This is a genomic window from Apibacter adventoris, from assembly GCF_002964965.1.
Taxonomy (GTDB): domain Bacteria; phylum Bacteroidota; class Bacteroidia; order Flavobacteriales; family Weeksellaceae; genus Apibacter; species Apibacter adventoris.
This window is the reverse complement of record NZ_PSZN01000002.1, coordinates 150,347-169,992: the sequence shown is the minus strand read 5'-3', so window position 1 is coordinate 169,992 and position 19,646 is coordinate 150,347. Positions and strand designations below refer to the sequence as shown.

13 protein-coding genes are annotated in these 19,646 nt (G+C 29.9%); 12 read left to right on the top strand and 1 reads right to left on the bottom strand.

Annotated features, from left to right (window positions below; translation table 11 throughout):
• The first annotated feature begins 29 nt into the window (after positions 1-29).
• From infB to recA, 12 genes are all read left to right on the top strand, one after another.
• Positions 30-2,843, top strand: a complete 2,814-nt coding sequence (gene infB / locus C4S76_RS01495; protein ID WP_105191993.1) for a translation initiation factor IF-2 — start codon at positions 30-32, stop codon at positions 2,841-2,843.
• A gap of 231 nt (positions 2,844-3,074) precedes the next feature.
• The gene (locus C4S76_RS01490) at positions 3,075-6,194 is read left to right on the top strand and encodes a SusC/RagA family TonB-linked outer membrane protein (RefSeq protein ID WP_105191991.1); all 3,120 of its coding nucleotides are present in this window, start codon (positions 3,075-3,077) and stop codon (positions 6,192-6,194) included.
• Positions 6,195-6,204: 10 nt separating this feature from the next.
• Positions 6,205-7,611, top strand: a complete 1,407-nt coding sequence (locus C4S76_RS01485) for a RagB/SusD family nutrient uptake outer membrane protein (RefSeq protein WP_146105657.1) — start codon at positions 6,205-6,207, stop codon at positions 7,609-7,611.
• 119 nt (positions 7,612-7,730) lie between these two features.
• Positions 7,731-9,653, top strand: coding sequence for a S8 family serine peptidase (locus C4S76_RS01480; RefSeq protein ID WP_105191988.1), 1,923 nt, complete (start codon positions 7,731-7,733; stop codon positions 9,651-9,653).
• 95 nt (positions 9,654-9,748) lie between these two features.
• Positions 9,749-11,689 (top strand): putative porin, encoded by a 1,941-nt coding sequence (locus tag C4S76_RS01475; RefSeq protein ID WP_105191986.1) that lies wholly within the window; start codon positions 9,749-9,751, stop codon positions 11,687-11,689.
• A gap of 35 nt (positions 11,690-11,724) precedes the next feature.
• The gene (locus tag C4S76_RS01470) at positions 11,725-12,132 is read left to right on the top strand and encodes an acyl-CoA thioesterase (RefSeq protein ID WP_105191984.1); all 408 of its coding nucleotides are present in this window, start codon (positions 11,725-11,727) and stop codon (positions 12,130-12,132) included.
• Positions 12,133-12,136: 4 nt separating this feature from the next.
• Positions 12,137-12,853 carry a nucleotidyltransferase family protein gene (locus C4S76_RS01465; protein WP_105191982.1) on the top strand — a complete coding sequence of 239 codons (717 nt, stop codon included), beginning with the start codon at positions 12,137-12,139 and terminating at the stop codon, positions 12,851-12,853.
• Positions 12,854-12,913: 60 nt separating this feature from the next.
• Positions 12,914-13,837, top strand: a complete 924-nt coding sequence (locus C4S76_RS01460; protein ID WP_105191980.1) for a GYDIA family GHMP kinase — start codon at positions 12,914-12,916, stop codon at positions 13,835-13,837.
• 407 nt (positions 13,838-14,244) lie between these two features.
• Positions 14,245-16,554 (top strand): multicopper oxidase domain-containing protein, encoded by a 2,310-nt coding sequence (locus tag C4S76_RS01455; RefSeq protein WP_105191978.1) that lies wholly within the window; start codon positions 14,245-14,247, stop codon positions 16,552-16,554.
• A 209-nt stretch (positions 16,555-16,763) separates the two neighbouring features.
• Positions 16,764-17,219, top strand: a complete 456-nt coding sequence (gene bcp / locus C4S76_RS01450; RefSeq protein ID WP_105191976.1) for a thioredoxin-dependent thiol peroxidase — start codon at positions 16,764-16,766, stop codon at positions 17,217-17,219.
• Positions 17,216-17,611, top strand: coding sequence for an effector binding domain-containing protein (locus C4S76_RS01445; RefSeq protein WP_105191974.1), 396 nt, complete (start codon positions 17,216-17,218; stop codon positions 17,609-17,611). The genes bcp and C4S76_RS01445 overlap by 4 nt, the downstream gene beginning before the upstream one ends.
• Positions 17,612-17,613: 2 nt before the next feature.
• Positions 17,614-18,627, top strand: coding sequence for a recombinase RecA (gene recA, locus C4S76_RS01440; RefSeq protein WP_105191972.1), 1,014 nt, complete (start codon positions 17,614-17,616; stop codon positions 18,625-18,627).
• 223 nt (positions 18,628-18,850) lie between these two features.
• Here recA and C4S76_RS01435 read toward each other — a convergent pair whose 3' ends face one another.
• A complete protein-coding gene (locus tag C4S76_RS01435; protein WP_105191970.1) occupies positions 18,851-19,645 on the bottom strand; it encodes a triose-phosphate isomerase in 795 nt (264 codons plus the stop codon).
• Position 19,646 lies beyond the last annotated feature (1 nt).

Here is a 19,646-nt window from a genome sequence, read left to right as displayed (position 1 = left end):
TAAATATAAGAATAACAACAAAATATAGTATGTCGGGTATTCGATTAAGTAAAGTAATAAAAGACCTTAATATCTCTCTTGACAGAGCCGTGGAATATTTAATATCCCAGGATGTTAAGATTGAGAAGAACCCTAACGTGAAGTTAGATCAAAAAGCACACGAATTATTAGTAACTGAATTTTCAGAAGATAAACTAAAAAAGGTGGCGTCTTTAGATGTGGTCATTAATAAAATTCCTGAGAAGAAAAAGGAAGAAAAGCCGATTCAAACAGAAGTTATTAAAGCCAAAGCAAAAGAAATTTCTAAGCCTAAAACTTTAGGTAAAATTGACCTGGAATCACAAAAAAGAACCAAAACAGAAACAAAAAAAGAGCCAATTGTTCCAGTAGAGGAAAAGAAAGAAGAGCCTATTGTAGAAGAAGACAAATCTAAGAAATTTTCAGGAGTTAAAATTATTGGTAAAATGTCTCCCGAAGAATTAAAAAGATCCAATGAACCCACTCATCCAACAAAGAAGATAAAAGAAAAGAATGTTCAAGATCCACAAAAAACTGATACAATTGAAAATAAGAAGGAAGAAGTAGAGGAAAATTCAAAAATAAACGAACAAGAAAAGGAAGCAGTCGTTGTAAATGGAGGAGATGCATCAGAACCTGAAAAAATTGAAACACAATATCAAAAATTAGATGGTCCTAAAATGACTGGTCAAAAAATTGATTTAACTCAATTTCAAAGGCCAAAGAAAGTCAGTAAAGAAAATAATGCAGAAAAGAAAAAAAGAAAAAGAATTGTAAAAGATTCCAAAGTAGATGTGAACCAGGTTGCTAAAACAATAAATGGAGAAAAAAAATCTGGAGGACAATCAGGTCAAGGACAAAATAGATATAAAAAATCAGGAGGAAACAATAATAGGAATACACGTCCGGTTGAACTAACTGATGAACAAGTTAAAAATCAAATAAAAGAAACGTTAGAGAAATTAACCTCTAAAACAGGTAAATCGAAAAGCTCTAAATTTAGAAGAGATAAAAGGATTCAGAGAAAAGAACAAGAAGCAGAGCAATATCAACAATTGGCAAAAGATAATGTAATAAAAACCACAGAATTTATTACAGTAAACGAATTAGCTAGTTTGATGGATGTTTCTCCAACAGAGGTTATTTCTGCTTGTTTTTCCCTAGGTGTAATGGTTACTATGAATCAACGTTTAGATGCAGATACATTAGTTTTAGTCGCAGAGGAATTTGGATACAAGATAGAATTTACCGATGCTGAAGTAGAAGAATCCGCAGCAGATGAAGAAATAGATAATCCTGAAGATTTAGTGCAAAGAGCACCTATCGTTACCGTAATGGGACATGTGGATCATGGAAAAACCTCTTTACTGGATTATATAAGAAAAACAAATGTAATTGCCGGAGAATCCGGAGGAATTACCCAACATATAGGAGCCTATAACGTTAAATTAGCAAATGGACAAAGAATTACATTTTTGGATACCCCTGGTCATGAGGCTTTTACAGCGATGCGAGCTAGAGGGGCGCAAGTAACAGATTTAGCTATTATTGTAGTAGCTGCAGATGACAATGTAATGCCTCAGACGAAAGAAGCAATCAGCCATGCGCAAGCTGCGGGAGTTCCAATGATTTTTGCAATTAATAAAATAGATAAACCCACATCTAACCCAGATAAAATTAAAGAAGAATTATCTCAAATGAATTTATTGGTAGAAGATTGGGGAGGAAATATTCAATCACAGGAAATATCTGCAAAATTTGGTAATAACGTAGATGTGTTACTCGAAAAAGTATTATTAGAAGCCGAATTATTAGATTTAAAAGCTAATCCGGATAGATCTGCTAGTGGAGTAGTAATTGAAGCAACCTTAGATAAAGGTAGAGGATATGTATCAACCATTTTGGTGCAAAATGGAACCTTACGTGTAGGTGATTATGTGTTGGCAGGAAAAAATCATGGAAAAGTACGTGCCATGTTAGATGAAAGAGGAAAACCTATGAAAGAAGCGGGACCATCAGTTCCGGTAACTATATTAGGTTTAGACGGAGCACCTACAGCCGGAGATAAGTTTAGGGTGTTTGAAGACGAAAGAGAAGCTAAGCAGATAGCTAATAAAAGAGAGCAGCTTATGCGAGAGCAATCTATCAGAACACAAAAACACATCACATTAGATGAAATAGGAAGACGTATTGCCTTAGGTGATTTTAAAGAATTGAATATCATTATAAAAGGAGATGTTGATGGATCAGTAGAAGCCTTAACAGATTCATTACAAAAATTATCTAATGATCAGATTCAAATCAATATAATTCATAGGGGAGTTGGACAAATTACTGAATCAGATGTTTTATTAGCAGTAGCTTCAGATGCTGTATTGATAGGGTTTAATGTACGACCTAATTTAAGTGCTAAAGATTTAGCAGAAAAAGAAGAAATAGAAATTAGAACCTATTCTATAATTTATGATGCAATAAATGAAGTCAAAGAAGCAATGGAAGGCATGCTTTCTCCAGAAATTAAAGAACAAATTATAGGAAATGTTGAAATCAGAGAAACATTTAAAATTTCTAAAGTTGGAACTATTGCCGGATGTATGGTTTTAGATGGTAAAATAACACGAAACTCTAAAATTAGAATTATTAGAGAAGGAATCGTAGTATATACAGGAGAATTAGAAAGCTTAAAAAGATTTAAAGATGATGTTAAGGAAGTAACTAAAGGATATGAATGTGGTCTGAATATTAAAAACTTTAATGATATACAAATAGGGGATTTATTAGAAGCTTTTGAAGAAGTAGAAGTGAAGAAAAAGTTAAAAATCTAAAAAATAATATTTAAAATAGTAAATAAAAGCTGTTTATCCATAGATAAACAGCTTTTATTTTATAATTAAATAATAAAAAAACAGCTCTTGTTTTGATTTTTTAATATAATTATATAATTATTATAACACTTATTATGTTAATTTTACAAATTATCGGAAAATATTGTTATTTTTTTGTTTTTCTTAAAAAAATGTTAGAGCTTTGCCAATTAACTAAGTATAAATTATTGTATGAGGAAAGAACTTAAAATTTTAAGTGTGCTTGCCCTATCCTTAACAGGCCAATTGGCCTTTGCTCAAATTAAGGGAAAAGTGCAAGAATCTGACGGGCTTCCGTCAATAGGTTCTAAAGTAGAAATTAAAGGAACAGGAACTTTTACACGAACCAATGATGACGGTGAATTTGAATTATCTACTGCAAAAGTTGGAGATGTATTAGTAATAACAAATTTAGATGATCAAAAACAAGAGGTTAAAGCTACAGATGATTTGGTATTTAAGTTTTCAGCACCTTTAGTTTCTAAAAAAGAAACAGAAATTGATGCGGTTACAATTATTGGATCAATTCAAATGAATCCTAATGAACAAATTGGGTCAATTGCAAGTGTCAAAAGTGATGATTTAGCCTCAACACCTATGGCGACGGTAAATGAAGCCCTAAATGGTAAAGTTGCAGGGTTAAATTTTGCAGGTAATGGAGGACAACCAGGTGCTGAAAGTAGTACAATTATAAGAGGTATAAACTCTTTTTCAGGATCGTCTAATCCATTATACGTAATAGATGGAGTTCCCGTAGGGAGAGGAGTAGATGCTTCAGATCTTTTAGGAGGATATACATCTTTTAATCCATTATCAAGTATTGATCCTAATTCTATTGAAAGTGTAACTGTATTAAAAGATGTTTCAGGAACATCTTTGTATGGTGCTCAGGGAGCAAATGGAGTAATTTTGATAAAAACAAAATCAGGAAAATTTAATCAAAAAACAAAATTTAGTTTTACAACAGAAATTGGATATCAAGACGAAGCTTTCAATAAGCATCATTGGATGTCTTCAGAAGAATATATTAAATGGGGAGGGTTAGCTATCGCAGGAAAAGATTATAGAAATGGTGCGTTAGATGCCTATTCTGATGCAAATTTAGCAAAATATGAAGCACAATATAGAGATATTGTAACAGACCCCAGTGGCATAGGTTGGGATGGTATAACAAACACAAAATGGGATAAAGAAATTCAAAGAAATAGTTCTACAGTAACTCAATATTCATTTAATGCCGTAGGAGGAGGTGCAAATACTTCTTTCAATATTGGGGCATCTTATTATAAAAATGATCCCTTAGTTAAATTTACTAATTTTGACAGAACTTCTGTAAATATAGGATTAAATCATAAAGCTACAGAAAAATTAAGTTTTAATTTTAATGGTAGCGTTTCAAATGTAAAAACAAAAACATATTCTGGCGGAACATCTTATTCTAATCCTTGGCGAGCAGGTTTTGCAAATTTGCCTTTTTACAGCGTAACCAACCCTGATGGATCATATAATACAGAACAATTAAATGGTTTTAATGCTGTAGAACTATTGCAGTCCGACTTTTTAAAAGGAGATATGACTACCTTTTTAGGTGCTGTAGGGATGGATTATAATTTCATTAAAGATTTTAAATTTACCTCTAATTTTTCAACACAATATCAAATGTTAAATGAAAAATCATGGTGGAATCAGTATACTGGAAATGGTAAATCTCGTAACGGAGTATTACAGACAAGCAATGTGAGAATTTTTGATTATGTTTGGAATAATTTTGTACAATATCAAAAAAGATTTGCAGAAAAACATAATTTAACAATAGATGTAGGGATGGATTATCAAGAACATTCCAGAAGAAATGAATATGAAGCAGGAAGTGGGTTCCCAAATTATTCTCAACCTGAGTTATCTTGGGCAAGTAACCCATTAGCTATTGATGGTAGTAAAGAAACATGGACGCAAATTTCTTATATAGGACGTTTAGCATATTCCTTTGATAGAAAATATACAGTAACTGCCAATTTTAGAAGAGATGGGAATTCTACTTTTGGAGAAGATAAAAAATGGGGGAATTTTTGGAATGCAGGGTTGATGTGGACACTTTCTAATGAATCTTTTCTGGTGGATAGTAAAGTTATAAATGATTTAAAATTAAGAGCTAATTATGGAATTTCAGGAAATGCTGTGACTGCTGCTTGGGGCTTAACCCAAAGATATAGACCTACTTTACTTGGAGCTACATATAATGACGATAATGCACCTGCTTTATATATAAATTCTGCTGGGAATAAAGATTTAAAATGGGAGCAAGCTAAACAGTTAAATGTTGGAGTTGATTTTGGGTTTCTTAATAAGAGGTTAAAAGGTACAATAGATTATTACAATAAAAAAACAGAAGATTTAATAGCCTTACAAACTATACCATATACAACAGGAGGTCCAAACTCATATTATGCAAACGTTGGATCCATAAGAAATAGAGGTTTAGAAATAACATTAACTGGAGTACCTATAAAAACAGAAGATTTTTATTGGAGCGTAACAGCTTTAGCTTCAACGAATAAATCTAAAGTATTAAAAATAGCAGAAGGAGCTAATTTAGATGCTTATGGTAAAAGATTAGATGTTGGTAAACAAGCGGGAGAGTATTATTTATATGGATGGGCTGGTGTAAATCCTGAGACAGGAGCCGGTCGATGGTATACAGATGAAACTAAATCAGCAATAACAGAAAATAGAAATGAAGCTAAAAGATATTATCAAGGACATACTAATGTACCAATCTGGCAAGCTACATTAACAAACGAATTTTCTTATAAAGGATTTAGCCTTTCATTTATGTTTTCTGGATCATTCGATTATAAAGTATATGATGTATTAACGGATTTATGGATGAGTGATGGATATTCTTTAGGTTCAGTAAATCAAGATCGTGATTTACTTTATAATAGTTGGACTCCTAATAATCCAAATGCTGATAATCCAATTCAGATAGAGGGAAATGATACAAACTCTAGATTAATGTCAACACGTTTTTTAAGAAAAGGAGATCATATTCGTTTAAAAGATGTTAAATTTTCCTATACCTTTGGTAAAGAAACATTAGGGGATATAGGAATAGATGCCGTAACTATTTATGTGAGAGGAACCAATTTAATTACTTGGGCATTTGATAGTAAGCTAAAGTCTGATCCGGAAACTGTTGCAGCTTCTTCTACTGTTAGAGCAGGATACCCAGATTTTTATCGTAGAGGAATGTATGATTTTTCTTCTCCTTTATTAAGAACATATTCTTTTGGGATTACTGTTAATTTTTAAATTTAAATTTATGAAAATAATTAATAAAATTTTAATTAATTTATCTTTCCTTTTTGCTATTATTGGATGTGGAGATGATAGGTTAGATATAAATCCTACTGATAGGGTAGGTATTAATAGTGCTAATAAAAATGAATCCACATTAGAGAGTGTAAAAAATGGAATTTATTATAAATTAGCTAATGATGAGGTATTTGGTCGTGATGTAATTGTTGCAGGAGATTTGCTTTCTGATGATTCTTTTGTAAGTGTTAAAAATTCAAATAGGTTTACAACTTTAAATATTATGGATTATTCAGAATCTTCTAATGATATTTATCCAATTGATTATTTATACGATGCTTATAATCAAGCTAATGTAGTTATAAATACTACATTGCCTGAAACTTCAAATGTAAAACAGATGAAAGCTGAGGCGTATGCAGCAAAAGCTTTAGTATTATTTTATGCAGTAAATTTATACTCTCCAAGTATAGCTTCCGGATTATATCAAGATTATGGAGTTCCTATCTATTCTACTAACTATGATCCAAATTTAAAGTATCCAAGATCAACAATAGCTGAAGTTTATGATGAAATAGAGAGAAACTCGTTACAAGCATTAAGCCTTTTTCAAAATGAACCTTCTAGTAAACAATTTTTAGGACCTACAGCTGTAAAGCTTTTATTATCAAGGTCATATTTATTCCAACAAAAATGGCAAAAAGCATATAATTATGCTGTTGAAGTTGAAAATATGTCGGGGAGCTTGTTTCAGTTTGTTAATAAAGCAGATTATCCTACTTATTTTTATACAAATAATGCTCCAGAAACAGTTTTTGAACTTGGATATTCTCAAAACAATTCACCTCAAATTAATCATATAGCTGGAGTATATGCAATAGATGGAGCATATAAACAAAACGAGTTTAGACAAAGTTTGTACGATATATATGATGCATCAGATATAAGAAAGACTATGTATGTATATGATAGTAAAAATATTGGAAACAATATTATAAAAGGATATTTCACAAAGAAGTATACTATTGCAAATGAATATTCTCAGAGTATAAAAATATTTCGTATGACAGAGGCTAAATTAAATAAAATTGAGGCTCTATACCATTTGGGCAATGAATCTCAGGCATTAGCAGAATTAAATGCTTTTGTAGCTACCAGAGGTATATATACCTATTCAAGTACAGGAACACAATTGCTAAATGATATTTTAAAAGAAAGGAGATTAGAATTTGCTGCAGAAGGATATAGGTTTTTTGATTTAAAAAGAAATATGTTACCAATTAATAAAGTTACAAATTGTTCTGCCTGTACAGTTTTACCTACAGATAAAAAATTTGTTTTACCTATGCCTCAATGGGAGATCATAAACAATCCTAAAATGGAACAATATCCTGAATATAAATATAAAAAATAAAAAATTATATTTATAAAAAAAGCCCCCTATTCAGGGGGCTTTTTATTTAGATTATTATTAACAAATCTATGGTGTCCATTTTATTTTTTTATAATTTTGTGTAATTAAGTAATAATAAAATGAAAAAAAAATTATTTTCTATTTTGTTTTTTTATTTTGCTTGTTGGATGTTTTCACAATCTCTTGAAGATCGACAAGCAATTATAAGATCTAATAATGAAGAAACAATATCCTTTATGCAAAAGCAAATCCAAGCTTTTAGCGTAGATAAAAAGCAAAAAATTGATAACTTTTTAAATAAAAATCCAGAAATTTTAAAACGTTATGAAAAAGATGATGTAATCTATGAAATAGTAGATATTTCTCCCTTCGGAACTCCGATTTATTATAAGACACTAAACGAAGGATCTTCTAAAACCATACAAGCATCTAGCCTATATACAGGAGGAGAATTAGGATTAGAAATAAATGGAGAAAAAATGGTTGCAGGGGTGTGGGATGCAGGATTAGTCTTGCCTACTCATGTAGAATTTGCAGGAGGAAAGATAACGGTAGGAGATGGGGTTCAAAAAGTAAACTCGCATTCTACACATGTAGCAGGAACAATAGCTGCAAAAGGTATAGATCCAAAAGCCAAAGGAATAGCCCCCGAATCTTCCATTATTTCATATGATTGGAATAACGATTTTGATGAAATGTCAAATTTTGCAGCAAATGGATATTTAGTATCTAATCATTCTTATGGGCAAGCATCTATTGATAATAATAAATTTGTGCTGCCAACTTTGTATTTTGGCTCTTATATGAAATCAGCTTATCAGGCAGATTTAATAACCTATGCCAATAAAAATTATCAAATAGTGCAAGCGGCAGGAAATGATAGGGCAAATGCATGGTATATTAATCCACATAAAAAAGGATATGAATTAATAACAACTACAGGCGTTTCTAAAAATGTGCTAACAGTAGCTGCTGTAGAAGAATTATTAAACTATACAAAACCTTCAGATGTTAAAATGTCTACCTTCAGTAGTCCAGGACCGACAGATGACGGACGTATAAAACCTAATATTTCAGCAAAAGGAGTAAATGTATATTCCACTTACGATAATCCCGATAATAAAAGTTATATAGAATTACCAGGTACATCAATGGCTACACCGGCGATTACTGGTGCTGTATTACTATTGCAGCAGCATTACAAAAATCTGAATGCTGTGTATATGCGATCAGCAACCGTCAGAGGATTATTACAACATACAGCTCTAGAGGCTGGAGCATTTGATGGTCCGGATTATTCTTTTGGATGGGGTTTGGCTAATGTTAAAGCTTCAGCTGAAGCAATTACCAATAATAAAAAAACTTCATTAGTAGAAGAAAATATTTTGGAAAATAATAAAACTTATACTAAAATAATTAGCATAGAAGATGATAAAAAACCATTGATAGTTTCAATTTCATGGACAGATCTACCGGCAAAAAATTATAATTTTGATGAAACTGATCCTGATATAGTGTATTTAGTTAATGATTTAGATGTAAGGGTAACAGATTCCTCAGGCAAAATATATTACCCTTGGAAATTAGATGGTAAAAAACCATGGCTATCTGCTACACAAGGAGATAATATAGTGGATAATTTTGAAAGGATTGACATTCCTAACCCTAAGAAAGGAATATATACAATTACAGTTTCACATAAAGGAAATTTACAAGAAATTGATGCTTCTGGAAACCAAATTATTGGGAATCAAGAGTATTCTTTAATTATAACAAGTTCAGGATTAAATTTAAATCCCAAGGCTCCTCTTAAATTAGAAGCTAATCAATTATATCCCAATCCTGCTAAAGATATTTTAAACATTTTTATAAAATCGGCAGGAAAATATGAGATTTATGATGTTACCGGGAAATTCATTCAATCAGGAGAATTGTTAGAAGGAGAAAATACAATTAAAGTTTCTAATTTATCTGCAGGAGTGTATTTTTTTAAATCAAAAACCGGTTCAAAATCACATACACAAAAAATTATAATATTATAAAAATTAACAATATCCATAATAATTTAACATATTGAATTAAAATGCCGGCTTTTCTGCCGGCATTTTATTTATATATTTGCATATTGTTTGCATAAATGATTAAAACAAAGTTTTTAGTGTTGGCTTCTCTTTTTTATATTTTTTCTTTTTCTCAAGATATTAAGAAAGAAGAAGAAAACTCATTATTCAATATAAAATCGGGAACAGAAAATGACTCTGTAAAGTATTATAATCCTACCATACAATCTTATAAATATTGGACTGAAGATAAGGCTAAGGCAATTTTTGATACAGTTTTGACCCTTGATAAATATTATAAAAATAAAATGTATAATCATGAAGACAGTTTCGGACTTATGCCTTTTTCTAATATAGGTCAAGCTTTCAATCCGTTATTGTATACTACTAATATAAGTTCATCCATAGATCTGTTACCTCAAGGTAAATCCTTTAATTTAATGGATGAAAAAAATATAAGATATTTTGATGTTCAAACACCCATGACAGAATTTCAATATAATAACGGATACAAACAAGGTCATTCTCTTTCAAGTTTATTTACCCATAATATAAATTCACAATTTAACTATTCCATTCAATATAAAGGATTAAGGTCTTCAGGAAAATATATGGAGCAATTAGCAGAAAATAATACTTTATTAATAACCTCTAACTATCATACCAAAAATCAAAGATATAATTATTGGACACATTATTTAGTTACGCATGTAAATAATGAAGAGAATGGTGGAATAAAATATCCGAATAATTTTGAAGATGGAGATTCTAGATTTAAAAACCGGAATAATATGGAAGTGAATTTAACAGGTGCTAAATCAGAGTATGAAAAAAGAAGATTCTATTTTGGGCAACAATTGGGTATTTTTAAATCTTTGAATAATAAGTATCCTATATCTGTTAAAAATATATTTAGCGCAGAATCGGCACATTATAAATATGAAGAAAAAGAATTCTTAAATCAATATTTTGATACTTCTGTAAATATGTTTGGAAGTACATTAGATTCACATAATAATACTAAAAAACTTAGAAAAATTTCTAATACTTCATCAGCAGTAGTTGACTGGACTGAAAAATTGCATGTAGAAGCCGGATTGAAATATGAACATTTAGAATTTAGTTTTGACAGAATGATAGATCCCAGTATTACATTTCCCAGAACTATTATTGATAATAGATTAGGAATAGCAGGGAAATTATCATTCAATTGGAAGGAAGATGTTAAATTAAATACAGAAGCAGAAGCGTTAACAGGAGATAAATTTGGGAATTCATATTTTCTAAATAATTATTTAACTCTACAACCTTTAAAAAATTATTTTCTTGAGGTAAATTTAGGAATCAAATCGCAAATACCTTCTTTAAATCAGTTATATAACCAAAGTTTTTATAAAAAATTTAATTACTTTAATGATAATTTTGAAAATGAACGAACTGTACAAGTAGGTGGTAAAATACATTTAAAACCTTTTAATTCTAGAATTTCTGCACAATTCTATAATATAGATAATTACGTATATGTAGATTCGGATTATAAGCCTCAACAATTGAGTTCTTCTGTTAATTTAGTTCAATTAGGATTACAAAATTCTTTTGAATATAAAAAGTTTCATTTAGAAACATCTTTAATGTATCAAAAGGTAACAAGTAATGAAGAATACTTACCACTTCCTGAATTTGTGGGAAGAGCTACATTATATTATCAATCACAAATATTAAAAAAGAACTCAGAAATACAGTTAGGTTTAAATGCTTATTATTTCACTAAATTTAAATCAAGAGAATTTTTTCCGGTCACCAATGAATTCAAATTACAATCAGAAAATGGACGTAAAATAGGAGAATATCCAATTTTGGATATCTTTTTACACTTTAAAGTAAAAAGAATGCTGATTATTTTAGAAGGGCAACATTTCAACTCCAGCTTTACCGGTTATGATTTTTACAGTACTCCGGGTAATCCCTATATAGATTTCCGCTTAAATGTCGGAATACTATGGTACATTTTCACCTAACAAAATTTACATTATATATGAAAATATAAACGGTTATGGAACATTCAATCTTCAATTTTAACTTAAAAGTGCGTGATTATGAATGTGATGCACAAGGAATTGTAAACAATGCAAATTATCAACATTATTATGAAGTATGTAGACATGAATTTTTGGAATATAATGGTTTAAATTTTTATGAATTGCATACCCAAGGTATAGACCTAGTTTTAGTGAGTATTTTTGTGAAATACAGCAATTCATTAAAAGGGGGAGATCTTTTAGCATGCACCATAGATTCAATAGAAAAAGAAGGAATCCGCTATTTTTTTAATCAGAAAATAATACGTCTATCTGATAATAAAATATGTTCTGAAGCAAGAGCAGAAGTTGTAACCTTAGTTAAGGGACATGTAAGTCTTCCTGCAATTTTAGATAAAGCTTTAAGTCAATACATAAAATAAAAAAATGAAAGCTATGCTTTTTGCTGCCGGCTTAGGAACGCGGTTAAAACCTTTTACAGAAAAACATCCCAAAGCATTAGTGGAAATAAATGGGAAGACTCTTTTAGAAAGAAATATCAATTATTTAAAATCTTTTGGTATTTGTGAAATAGTAATCAATATTCATCATTTTGCAGATCAAATTTTAGATTATCTTCAAAAACATAATTATTTCAATTGTATCATTAATATTTCACATGAGAAAGAAAAACTGTTAGAAACAGGCGGAGGATTAGTATATGCGCAAAAATTTTTTGACAGACAGTCTTTTTTAGTTATGAATGTTGACATACTTACTAATATGGACTTACATGCTCTTATTAAAGATCATCATGAAAACCAATCTCTAGTTACTTTAGCAGTTTCTGATAGACAATCTTCTAGAAAATTATACTTTAATGAAGATAAAAAATTAGTAGGCTGGAAAAATTTACAGACACAACAAAAAATATTTATTAATTCAAAAGAAGAAGAAAAATCTATTCCTTTGGCATTTAGTGGAATTCAAGTTTTACAACCTGAAATATTTTCATTAATAACTCAGGAAGGTAAATTCTCTCTAATTGATACATATTTAGATTTAATGAGAACACAGAAAATTTTAGGATATAAACATCAATCTTATATATTAGATGTAGGAAAACCGGAATCTATTAAAGAAGCTGAAAAGCATTTTAAATAAAGGAAGGAATTTTTCAATAGAGAAAATTAATACATTTGAAAAACACATTAAACCTATAAAGTGGATTCATTACATAAATATAAAAGTAAGGGGAAGCTCCTATTTACAGGAGAATATACGGTTTTAGACGGAGCTTTAGCCTTGGCGGTTCCTACGAAAATAGGGCAATCTTTAACGGTTTATCCAACAGAAGAAAAAAAAAATATTATTTCATGGCTCGCTTATAAATATAATGGTGAATTATGGAGTAAGACAGTTTTAGATATATCAAAACAAAAAATTATAGAAGCTAATGATGCTAAAATAGCAAAAACTCTTTTAAATATATTTATACAAGCAAAAAAACTAGATTCTATCATTATAAATCAACCTAACTTTGGGTATGAATGTGAAACCCATTTAGAATTTCCACAAAAATGGGGATTAGGATCTAGTTCAACACTAATAAATAATATAGCTAAATGGCTAAAAATAAACCCCTATTTATTGTTAGAAAAAACATTTGGCGGAAGTGGATATGATCTAGCTTGTGCCGAAGCACATTCACCTATAACCTATCAGTTACAAAATAAGAAACCTATAGTGAAAGAAGTATTTCTTCCATCCCAAATTACAGACAATTTATTATTTATTTATTTAAATAAAAAACAGGATTCAAGAGAAGGAATTAATCACTACAAAAATAAGCAAAAATCAGAAGAGCTAATTGAAAAAGTATCTTATATAACACAAAAAATTATAGAACCCAATTGTAGTTTTAAACAATTTTCAGAATTAATACAAGAGCATGAGGATTTAATTTCAAAACATATTCAGATTCCTACGATAAAAAAGAAATTATTTTCAGACTATTCAGGTTTTATAAAAAGTTTAGGTGCTTGGGGGGGAGATTTTATAATGGCAGAAAAAATTTACGGAGCAGAAAACTATTTTAGAAATAAAGGACATAAAATTTTAAAAACCTACGATGAATTTTTATTGTAATAGGATTTTTTGTGTAAAAAATTATAAGCATTGGGTTTATATCGATATATCTAATATATTAAATAAACAATTACCCATAAATAATTTCATCTAATATAAATAAATTTAAGCTTTAAAAACTATAAGTCTATAAATTATAATTATTTTAAAACAAAATATAAAATATGTGATGAAGAATAATAACATCATCACAAAATATAGATACTTGTTTAAAATTTGTAAATTTAAGCTTTTGCACAAATACGATTAGTAGCTCCCTCAAAAAAAAACTTCTATTTTTTTTATAAATGAAATGTTTGTTAAATATTTTAATATAAACTAAAGTTGTTTTTATGCGTATTTAATAAAAATCACTACCTTGTGTTGAAATTATCACAAAGCATATAAGATGCAAAATCATTAACCATATGAAAATAAAATTATTCTTATTACTATTTGTGTTTTTCAATCTAATAGTAAAAGCCCAAAAAACCATAAGATATGATCTTATTATCAAAGATACAATAGTTAATTATACAGGAAAAACAAAAAAAGCTTTTTCTGTAAACGGGAAAATACCCATGCCTACTCTTACATTTACAGAAGGAGATACCGCACTCATTTACATACACAATAAACTAAAGAAAAAAACAACATCCTTACATTGGCATGGAATTATTCTTCCCAGTCAGTATGATGGAGTAGATTATATAAATTCAGCCCCTATAAAAGCAGGAGAAACTGTTGTTTATAAATTTCCTATAATACAAAACGGAACCTATTGGTATCATTCGCACACGGGATTCCAAGAACAAGATGGAATGTATGGGTCTTTTATAATACATAAAAGAAACGAAAAACAGCTTTTACCTGAATATACAGTATTATTAGGAGATTGGACTAATGCAAACTCTAAAGATGTAATGAGAAGATTATATTTTGGAGAGGATTGGTTTTTCATTCAAAAAAATAAAATTCAGAAAGGAGCCACTCAAAGTTACTGGGATGCATTAAAACAAGGATATTTAGGAACAAAACTTAAAAATGAATGGAAACGGATGGAAGCTATGGATGTTAGTGATATTTATTATGATATAGTAACAATTAACGGAAAAAAAGAAGACCAGTGTTTATTACCCTTATATCCAGGTGATAAAATTAAATTAAGATTAATAAATGGTGGTTCATCTTCTTACTTTTGGATAAATTATGCCGGAGGAAAAATGAGTGTAGTAGCAACAGATGGTAAAGAAGTACAACCGGTCAGTGTAGATAGATTAATTATAGGAATAGGGGAAACTTATGATGTAATAGTTACAATACCCGATAATAAATCATACCAGTTATTGGCTACCACTGAAGACCGAACACGGAGTACATCTTTATGGTTAGGAAATGGAGAAAAGCATTATGCAGAATCTTTAAAGCCTTTAAAATATTTTGAAGGAATGAAAATGATGAATGGAATGATGAAAATGAATGGGAATTTAGAAAAATCTCATATGGATATGAGTCTGCAAAAAATGGATATGAATGCAGTAATGTACCCAGAAATATCTCCGGAACCTAAGCGAAATCAAAACAATGGGAAAATGAATGAAGAAAAAAATACGAAGGATCAAAACACCATACATAGGTCAAATCATGATTCAGAAAACGTTGAATCTCATATGGCAAATATGGGATCAATGGAACAAAGTATGCATCATATATCAAACACAACACTTTCTTCTACCCCTGTAACATTAAATTATACTAACTTAAAATCTGTTGTACCTACAATATTGCCAGAAGGTCCGGTAAAAGAATTAAAATTTGAATTGACAGGAAATATGAATCGGTATTTATGGGCTATTAACAATAAAACAGTCTCAGAATCAGATAAGATTTTGATCAAAAAAGGAGAAAAAATAAAAATTACCCTGTACAATAACACAATGATGAGACATCCGATGCATCTTCATGGTCATTTTTTTAGAATTCTAAATGGTCAGGGAGAATACTCTCCTCTAAAACATACAATAGATATTATGCCAATGGAAACAGATACAATAGAATTTGAAGCCAGTGAATCCGGAGACTGGTTTTTCCATTGTCATATTTTATATCATATGATGAGTGGGATGGGTAGAGTTTTTAGTTATGTAAACTCTCCGAAAAATCCACAATTACATGATCCCAAAATGGATTGGAAAATGTTTACCATGATGGATAAAATGAAAAGATTTATGATTCAGAATGAAGTTAGTAACCAAGGAAATATAGGAAAAGCTAGGTTAGAAAACAAACGATGGGGCACACAGGCAGAATGGGAATTAGCATATAAATCAGATCCGGGATATGACGTGGAAGCAAGATTTGGAAGATATATAGGGAAAATGCAATGGTTTTTTCCCTATATTGGATATAATTTTTCTTACAATAGAGGCAAAAAGGACAAAAATATTTTTGGTCAAAAGTATACAGATGATACTCGGAATTTATTTACTGCAGGTTTTCGTTACCTACTACCCATGAGAGTTTTTTTAGATGCAAGAGTATCACATGATGGAGAAGTAACAATGAAACTTGAGAAAGAAGGTATGGTAATTGCTCCACGAATAAGAATGGATTTACTTATAAACAATCATTTAGATTTTACAACAAGAGCAAAATATATACTTACAAAAACTACTTCCATCTCAGGCTTTTATGATAGTAAAATAAAATGGGGAGCAGGCTTAACATTTAGATATTAATAAATAACTTTAAAATTAATCGAATAAAAATAAAAAACTAAAAATGGTGTGAAAAATTAGATAACATTTAAAAGTTATTTTATTGAATTAAATTTCTAGTAATTTATAGAATTTTAAATCAAAGAATCCTCGAAAATAATTCCATTAAAATTGAATCTTATATTTTTTATAAATATCTTTACATGTTTAATATTTTTTAAAAAAATAATATGCTAAAAGTAGGTGATAAAGTACCTGATTTTCAAGGGGTAGATCAAGATGGCAAAACTATAAAATTTACAGATTATAAAGGAAAGAAACTTATAATTTATTTTTATCCTAAAGCTAATACCCCAGGTTGTTCTGCCGAAGGATGTAGTTTGCGTGATAATTATGATGCATTACAAAAAGAAGGTTATCAAATTATAGGAATAAGTAAAGATCCTGTAGAAAAACAAAAAGTATTTCATGATAAATACTCATTTCCTTTTCCACTTATAGCAGATGTAGATAAAAAAATAATAGAAACTTTCGGAGCTTGGGGAAAAAAGAAATTTATGGGAAAAGAATATGAGGGAATTTTAAGATACACTTATTTAATTGATCAAAAAGGTATTGTTTCCCAAATTTATACTAAAGTAAAGACCAAAAACCATGCAGAACAAATACTAGAAAAAAACGAATGAAATTATCGGTTATAAGAGAAGTTAGAACAAATAATTTTAATGATTCAGAAATCATTAATAAAATTCAAACTCTTTGGAATGACTCTATGCAAGATATTCAAAAATTAAATTATAAAGGAAATATTTACGGAGTATATCATAAATATGAGTCAAACTACCAAGGAGACTATACAGTAAGCATAATGATAGAAGACAATAAGAAAGGAATAGAGTTATCTTTGGAAAATTATAAAATATTTAACGAAGAAAAGACTGATAAAGAAAGTGTTTTTTTAACTTGGCATAAAATATGGAAATTAGAAGAAGATGGGAAATTACATAGAGCTTATACTTATGATTTTGAAAAATACGATCCTTCTGGAAGGATAGAAATTTATATAAAAGAAAAATAAACATGGCAGAAAAAGAAGCAAATAACTCAGACGCAAAAAAGAAAGCATTAAATTTAATATTAGACAAATTAGATAAAACCTATGGAAAAGGAGCAGTAATGCGAATGGGGGATAAACCTGTAGAAGAGATAGATGTAATTCCTACTGGTTCATTTGGATTAGATTTAGCCTTAGGCGTAGGAGGGTATCCCAGAGGGAGAGTAATTGAAATATTCGGTCCGGAATCTTCAGGAAAAACAACATTAACGTTGCATGCTATAGCTGAGGCTCAAAAAAAAGGAGGAGTAGCCGCTTTTATAGATGCAGAACATGCTTTTGATCCTACATATGCACAACATTTAGGTATAAATTTAGATGAATTAATTATTTCTCAACCAGATGATGGAGAACAAGCGTTGGAAATAGCTGATAATCTGATTCGGTCCGGAGCTATTGATATTGTAGTAATAGATTCTGTAGCAGCGCTAACTCCCAGAGCGGAAATAGAAGGCGAAATGGGGGATTCTAAAATGGGATTACATGCCCGTTTAATGTCTCAGGCACTAAGGAAGCTTACTGCAACTATTAATAAAGCTAAATGTACGGTAATATTTATTAATCAATTACGAGAGAAAATAGGAGTAATGTTTGGAAATCCTGAAACAACAACAGGAGGAAACGCATTAAAATTCTATGCTTCAGTAAGAATAGATATACGAAAATCAGGTTCACCTATTAAAGATGGAGAAAATGCCATAGGGAGTCGTGTAAAAGTTAAAGTAGTTAAAAATAAAGTCGCTCCGCCTTTTCGCCAAACAGAATTTGATATTATGTATGGAGAAGGTATTTCAAAAGTGGGAGAAGTTCTAGATTTAGGTGTGGATATGGGAATAGTTGGTAAATCAGGTTCATGGTTTAGTTATCAAGATACTAAGTTAGGGCAAGGACGAGATGCTGTAAAACAATTATTAAAAGACAATCCTGAACTATTAGAAGAGATAGAAACTAGAATAAAAGAAAAATTAGCAGAAAAATAATAGGCCTTTATTTAGAAATAAAAAGGCAGATTGATTTAATCTGCCTTTTTATTTTTTTAATTGAAAATAATTTAATAGGATTTATCTATTGATTTCATTTAATAAAAAATAAACTAATCATAGAATATTGAAAAATAATAATATTTTATAAATACTTTTTAAGTATAAACATATCATAAAAAACTACTGATTCCATTTCATTGGCTTTTTACGAAATTTAAACTTAATTTTTTTTCTGAAATAAAGGTAATACCTCACGTATTATCTTATTAAAATTATCTGCTTGCCAAGCACTTCTTCCAATAAATAAACCATCAATTTCAGGCATTTGGATTAATTCAGAGGCATTTTCAGGATTTACACTTCCTCCATATAAAATTGGGATTTCATTTCCCTTTTCTTTTCCGAATAATTCAACTAAAGTTTTACGAATTACCCCATGCTTCTCACTTGCATATTCTTTACTGGCAGGTATTCCGTTTACCCCTATAGCCCATACAGGTTCATAAGCTACCCAAAGATGATGGACTTGTTCAGGATTCACTCCGCATAAACCTATTTTTAGCTGGGTGCGTAACACTTCATCACTTATACCATAATTTTTTTCCTCTAAGGTTTCTCCAATGCATAATAATCCGGTAAAATTATGACGTAAAGCACAAAGAATTTTTTTATTTTCTTCCAGATTGGTTTCATGAAAAACATGCCTACGTTCAGAGTGACCGATTTCTACTAAATCAACACCAACCTCTTTCAACATTAAAGGAGATATTTCTCCGGTAAATTGACCTTCATCTTCCCAGCACATATTTTGTGCACCAATAGTAATTGAAGATTTCGGAACACATTTTCTCGCATTTTCTAATGTAGTAAAGGATGGAATTACAAAAATTTCTATTTGCTTGCGATCTATATCAGAGGTTAATTTATGTAAACAAGTAAGAAAATCAACGGTTTGAGCGATCGTCTTATACATTTTCGTATTAGTACCGATCAATAGTTTTCGATTTTTAGTCATG

Bases quoted from the DNA above. Each gene is read 5' to 3' on its own strand.
- infB (WP_105191993.1), top strand. From the start codon at position 30: ATGTCGGGTATTCGATTAAGTAAAGTAATAAAAGACCTTAATATCTCT.
- C4S76_RS01490 (WP_105191991.1), top strand. From the start codon at position 3,075: ATGAGGAAAGAACTTAAAATTTTAAGTGTGCTTGCCCTATCCTTAACA.
- C4S76_RS01485 (WP_146105657.1), top strand. From the start codon at position 6,205: ATGAAAATAATTAATAAAATTTTAATTAATTTATCTTTCCTTTTTGCT.
- C4S76_RS01480 (WP_105191988.1), top strand. From the start codon at position 7,731: ATGAAAAAAAAATTATTTTCTATTTTGTTTTTTTATTTTGCTTGTTGG.
- C4S76_RS01475 (WP_105191986.1), top strand. From the start codon at position 9,749: ATGATTAAAACAAAGTTTTTAGTGTTGGCTTCTCTTTTTTATATTTTT.
- C4S76_RS01470 (WP_105191984.1), top strand. From the start codon at position 11,725: ATGGAACATTCAATCTTCAATTTTAACTTAAAAGTGCGTGATTATGAA.
- C4S76_RS01465 (WP_105191982.1), top strand. From the start codon at position 12,137: ATGAAAGCTATGCTTTTTGCTGCCGGCTTAGGAACGCGGTTAAAACCT.
- C4S76_RS01455 (WP_105191978.1), top strand. From the start codon at position 14,245: ATGAAAATAAAATTATTCTTATTACTATTTGTGTTTTTCAATCTAATA.
- bcp (WP_105191976.1), top strand. From the start codon at position 16,764: ATGCTAAAAGTAGGTGATAAAGTACCTGATTTTCAAGGGGTAGATCAA.
- C4S76_RS01445 (WP_105191974.1), top strand. From the start codon at position 17,216: ATGAAATTATCGGTTATAAGAGAAGTTAGAACAAATAATTTTAATGAT.
- recA (WP_105191972.1), top strand. From the start codon at position 17,614: ATGGCAGAAAAAGAAGCAAATAACTCAGACGCAAAAAAGAAAGCATTA.
- C4S76_RS01435 (WP_105191970.1), bottom strand. From the start codon at position 19,645: ATGACTAAAAATCGAAAACTATTGATCGGTACTAATACGAAAATGTAT.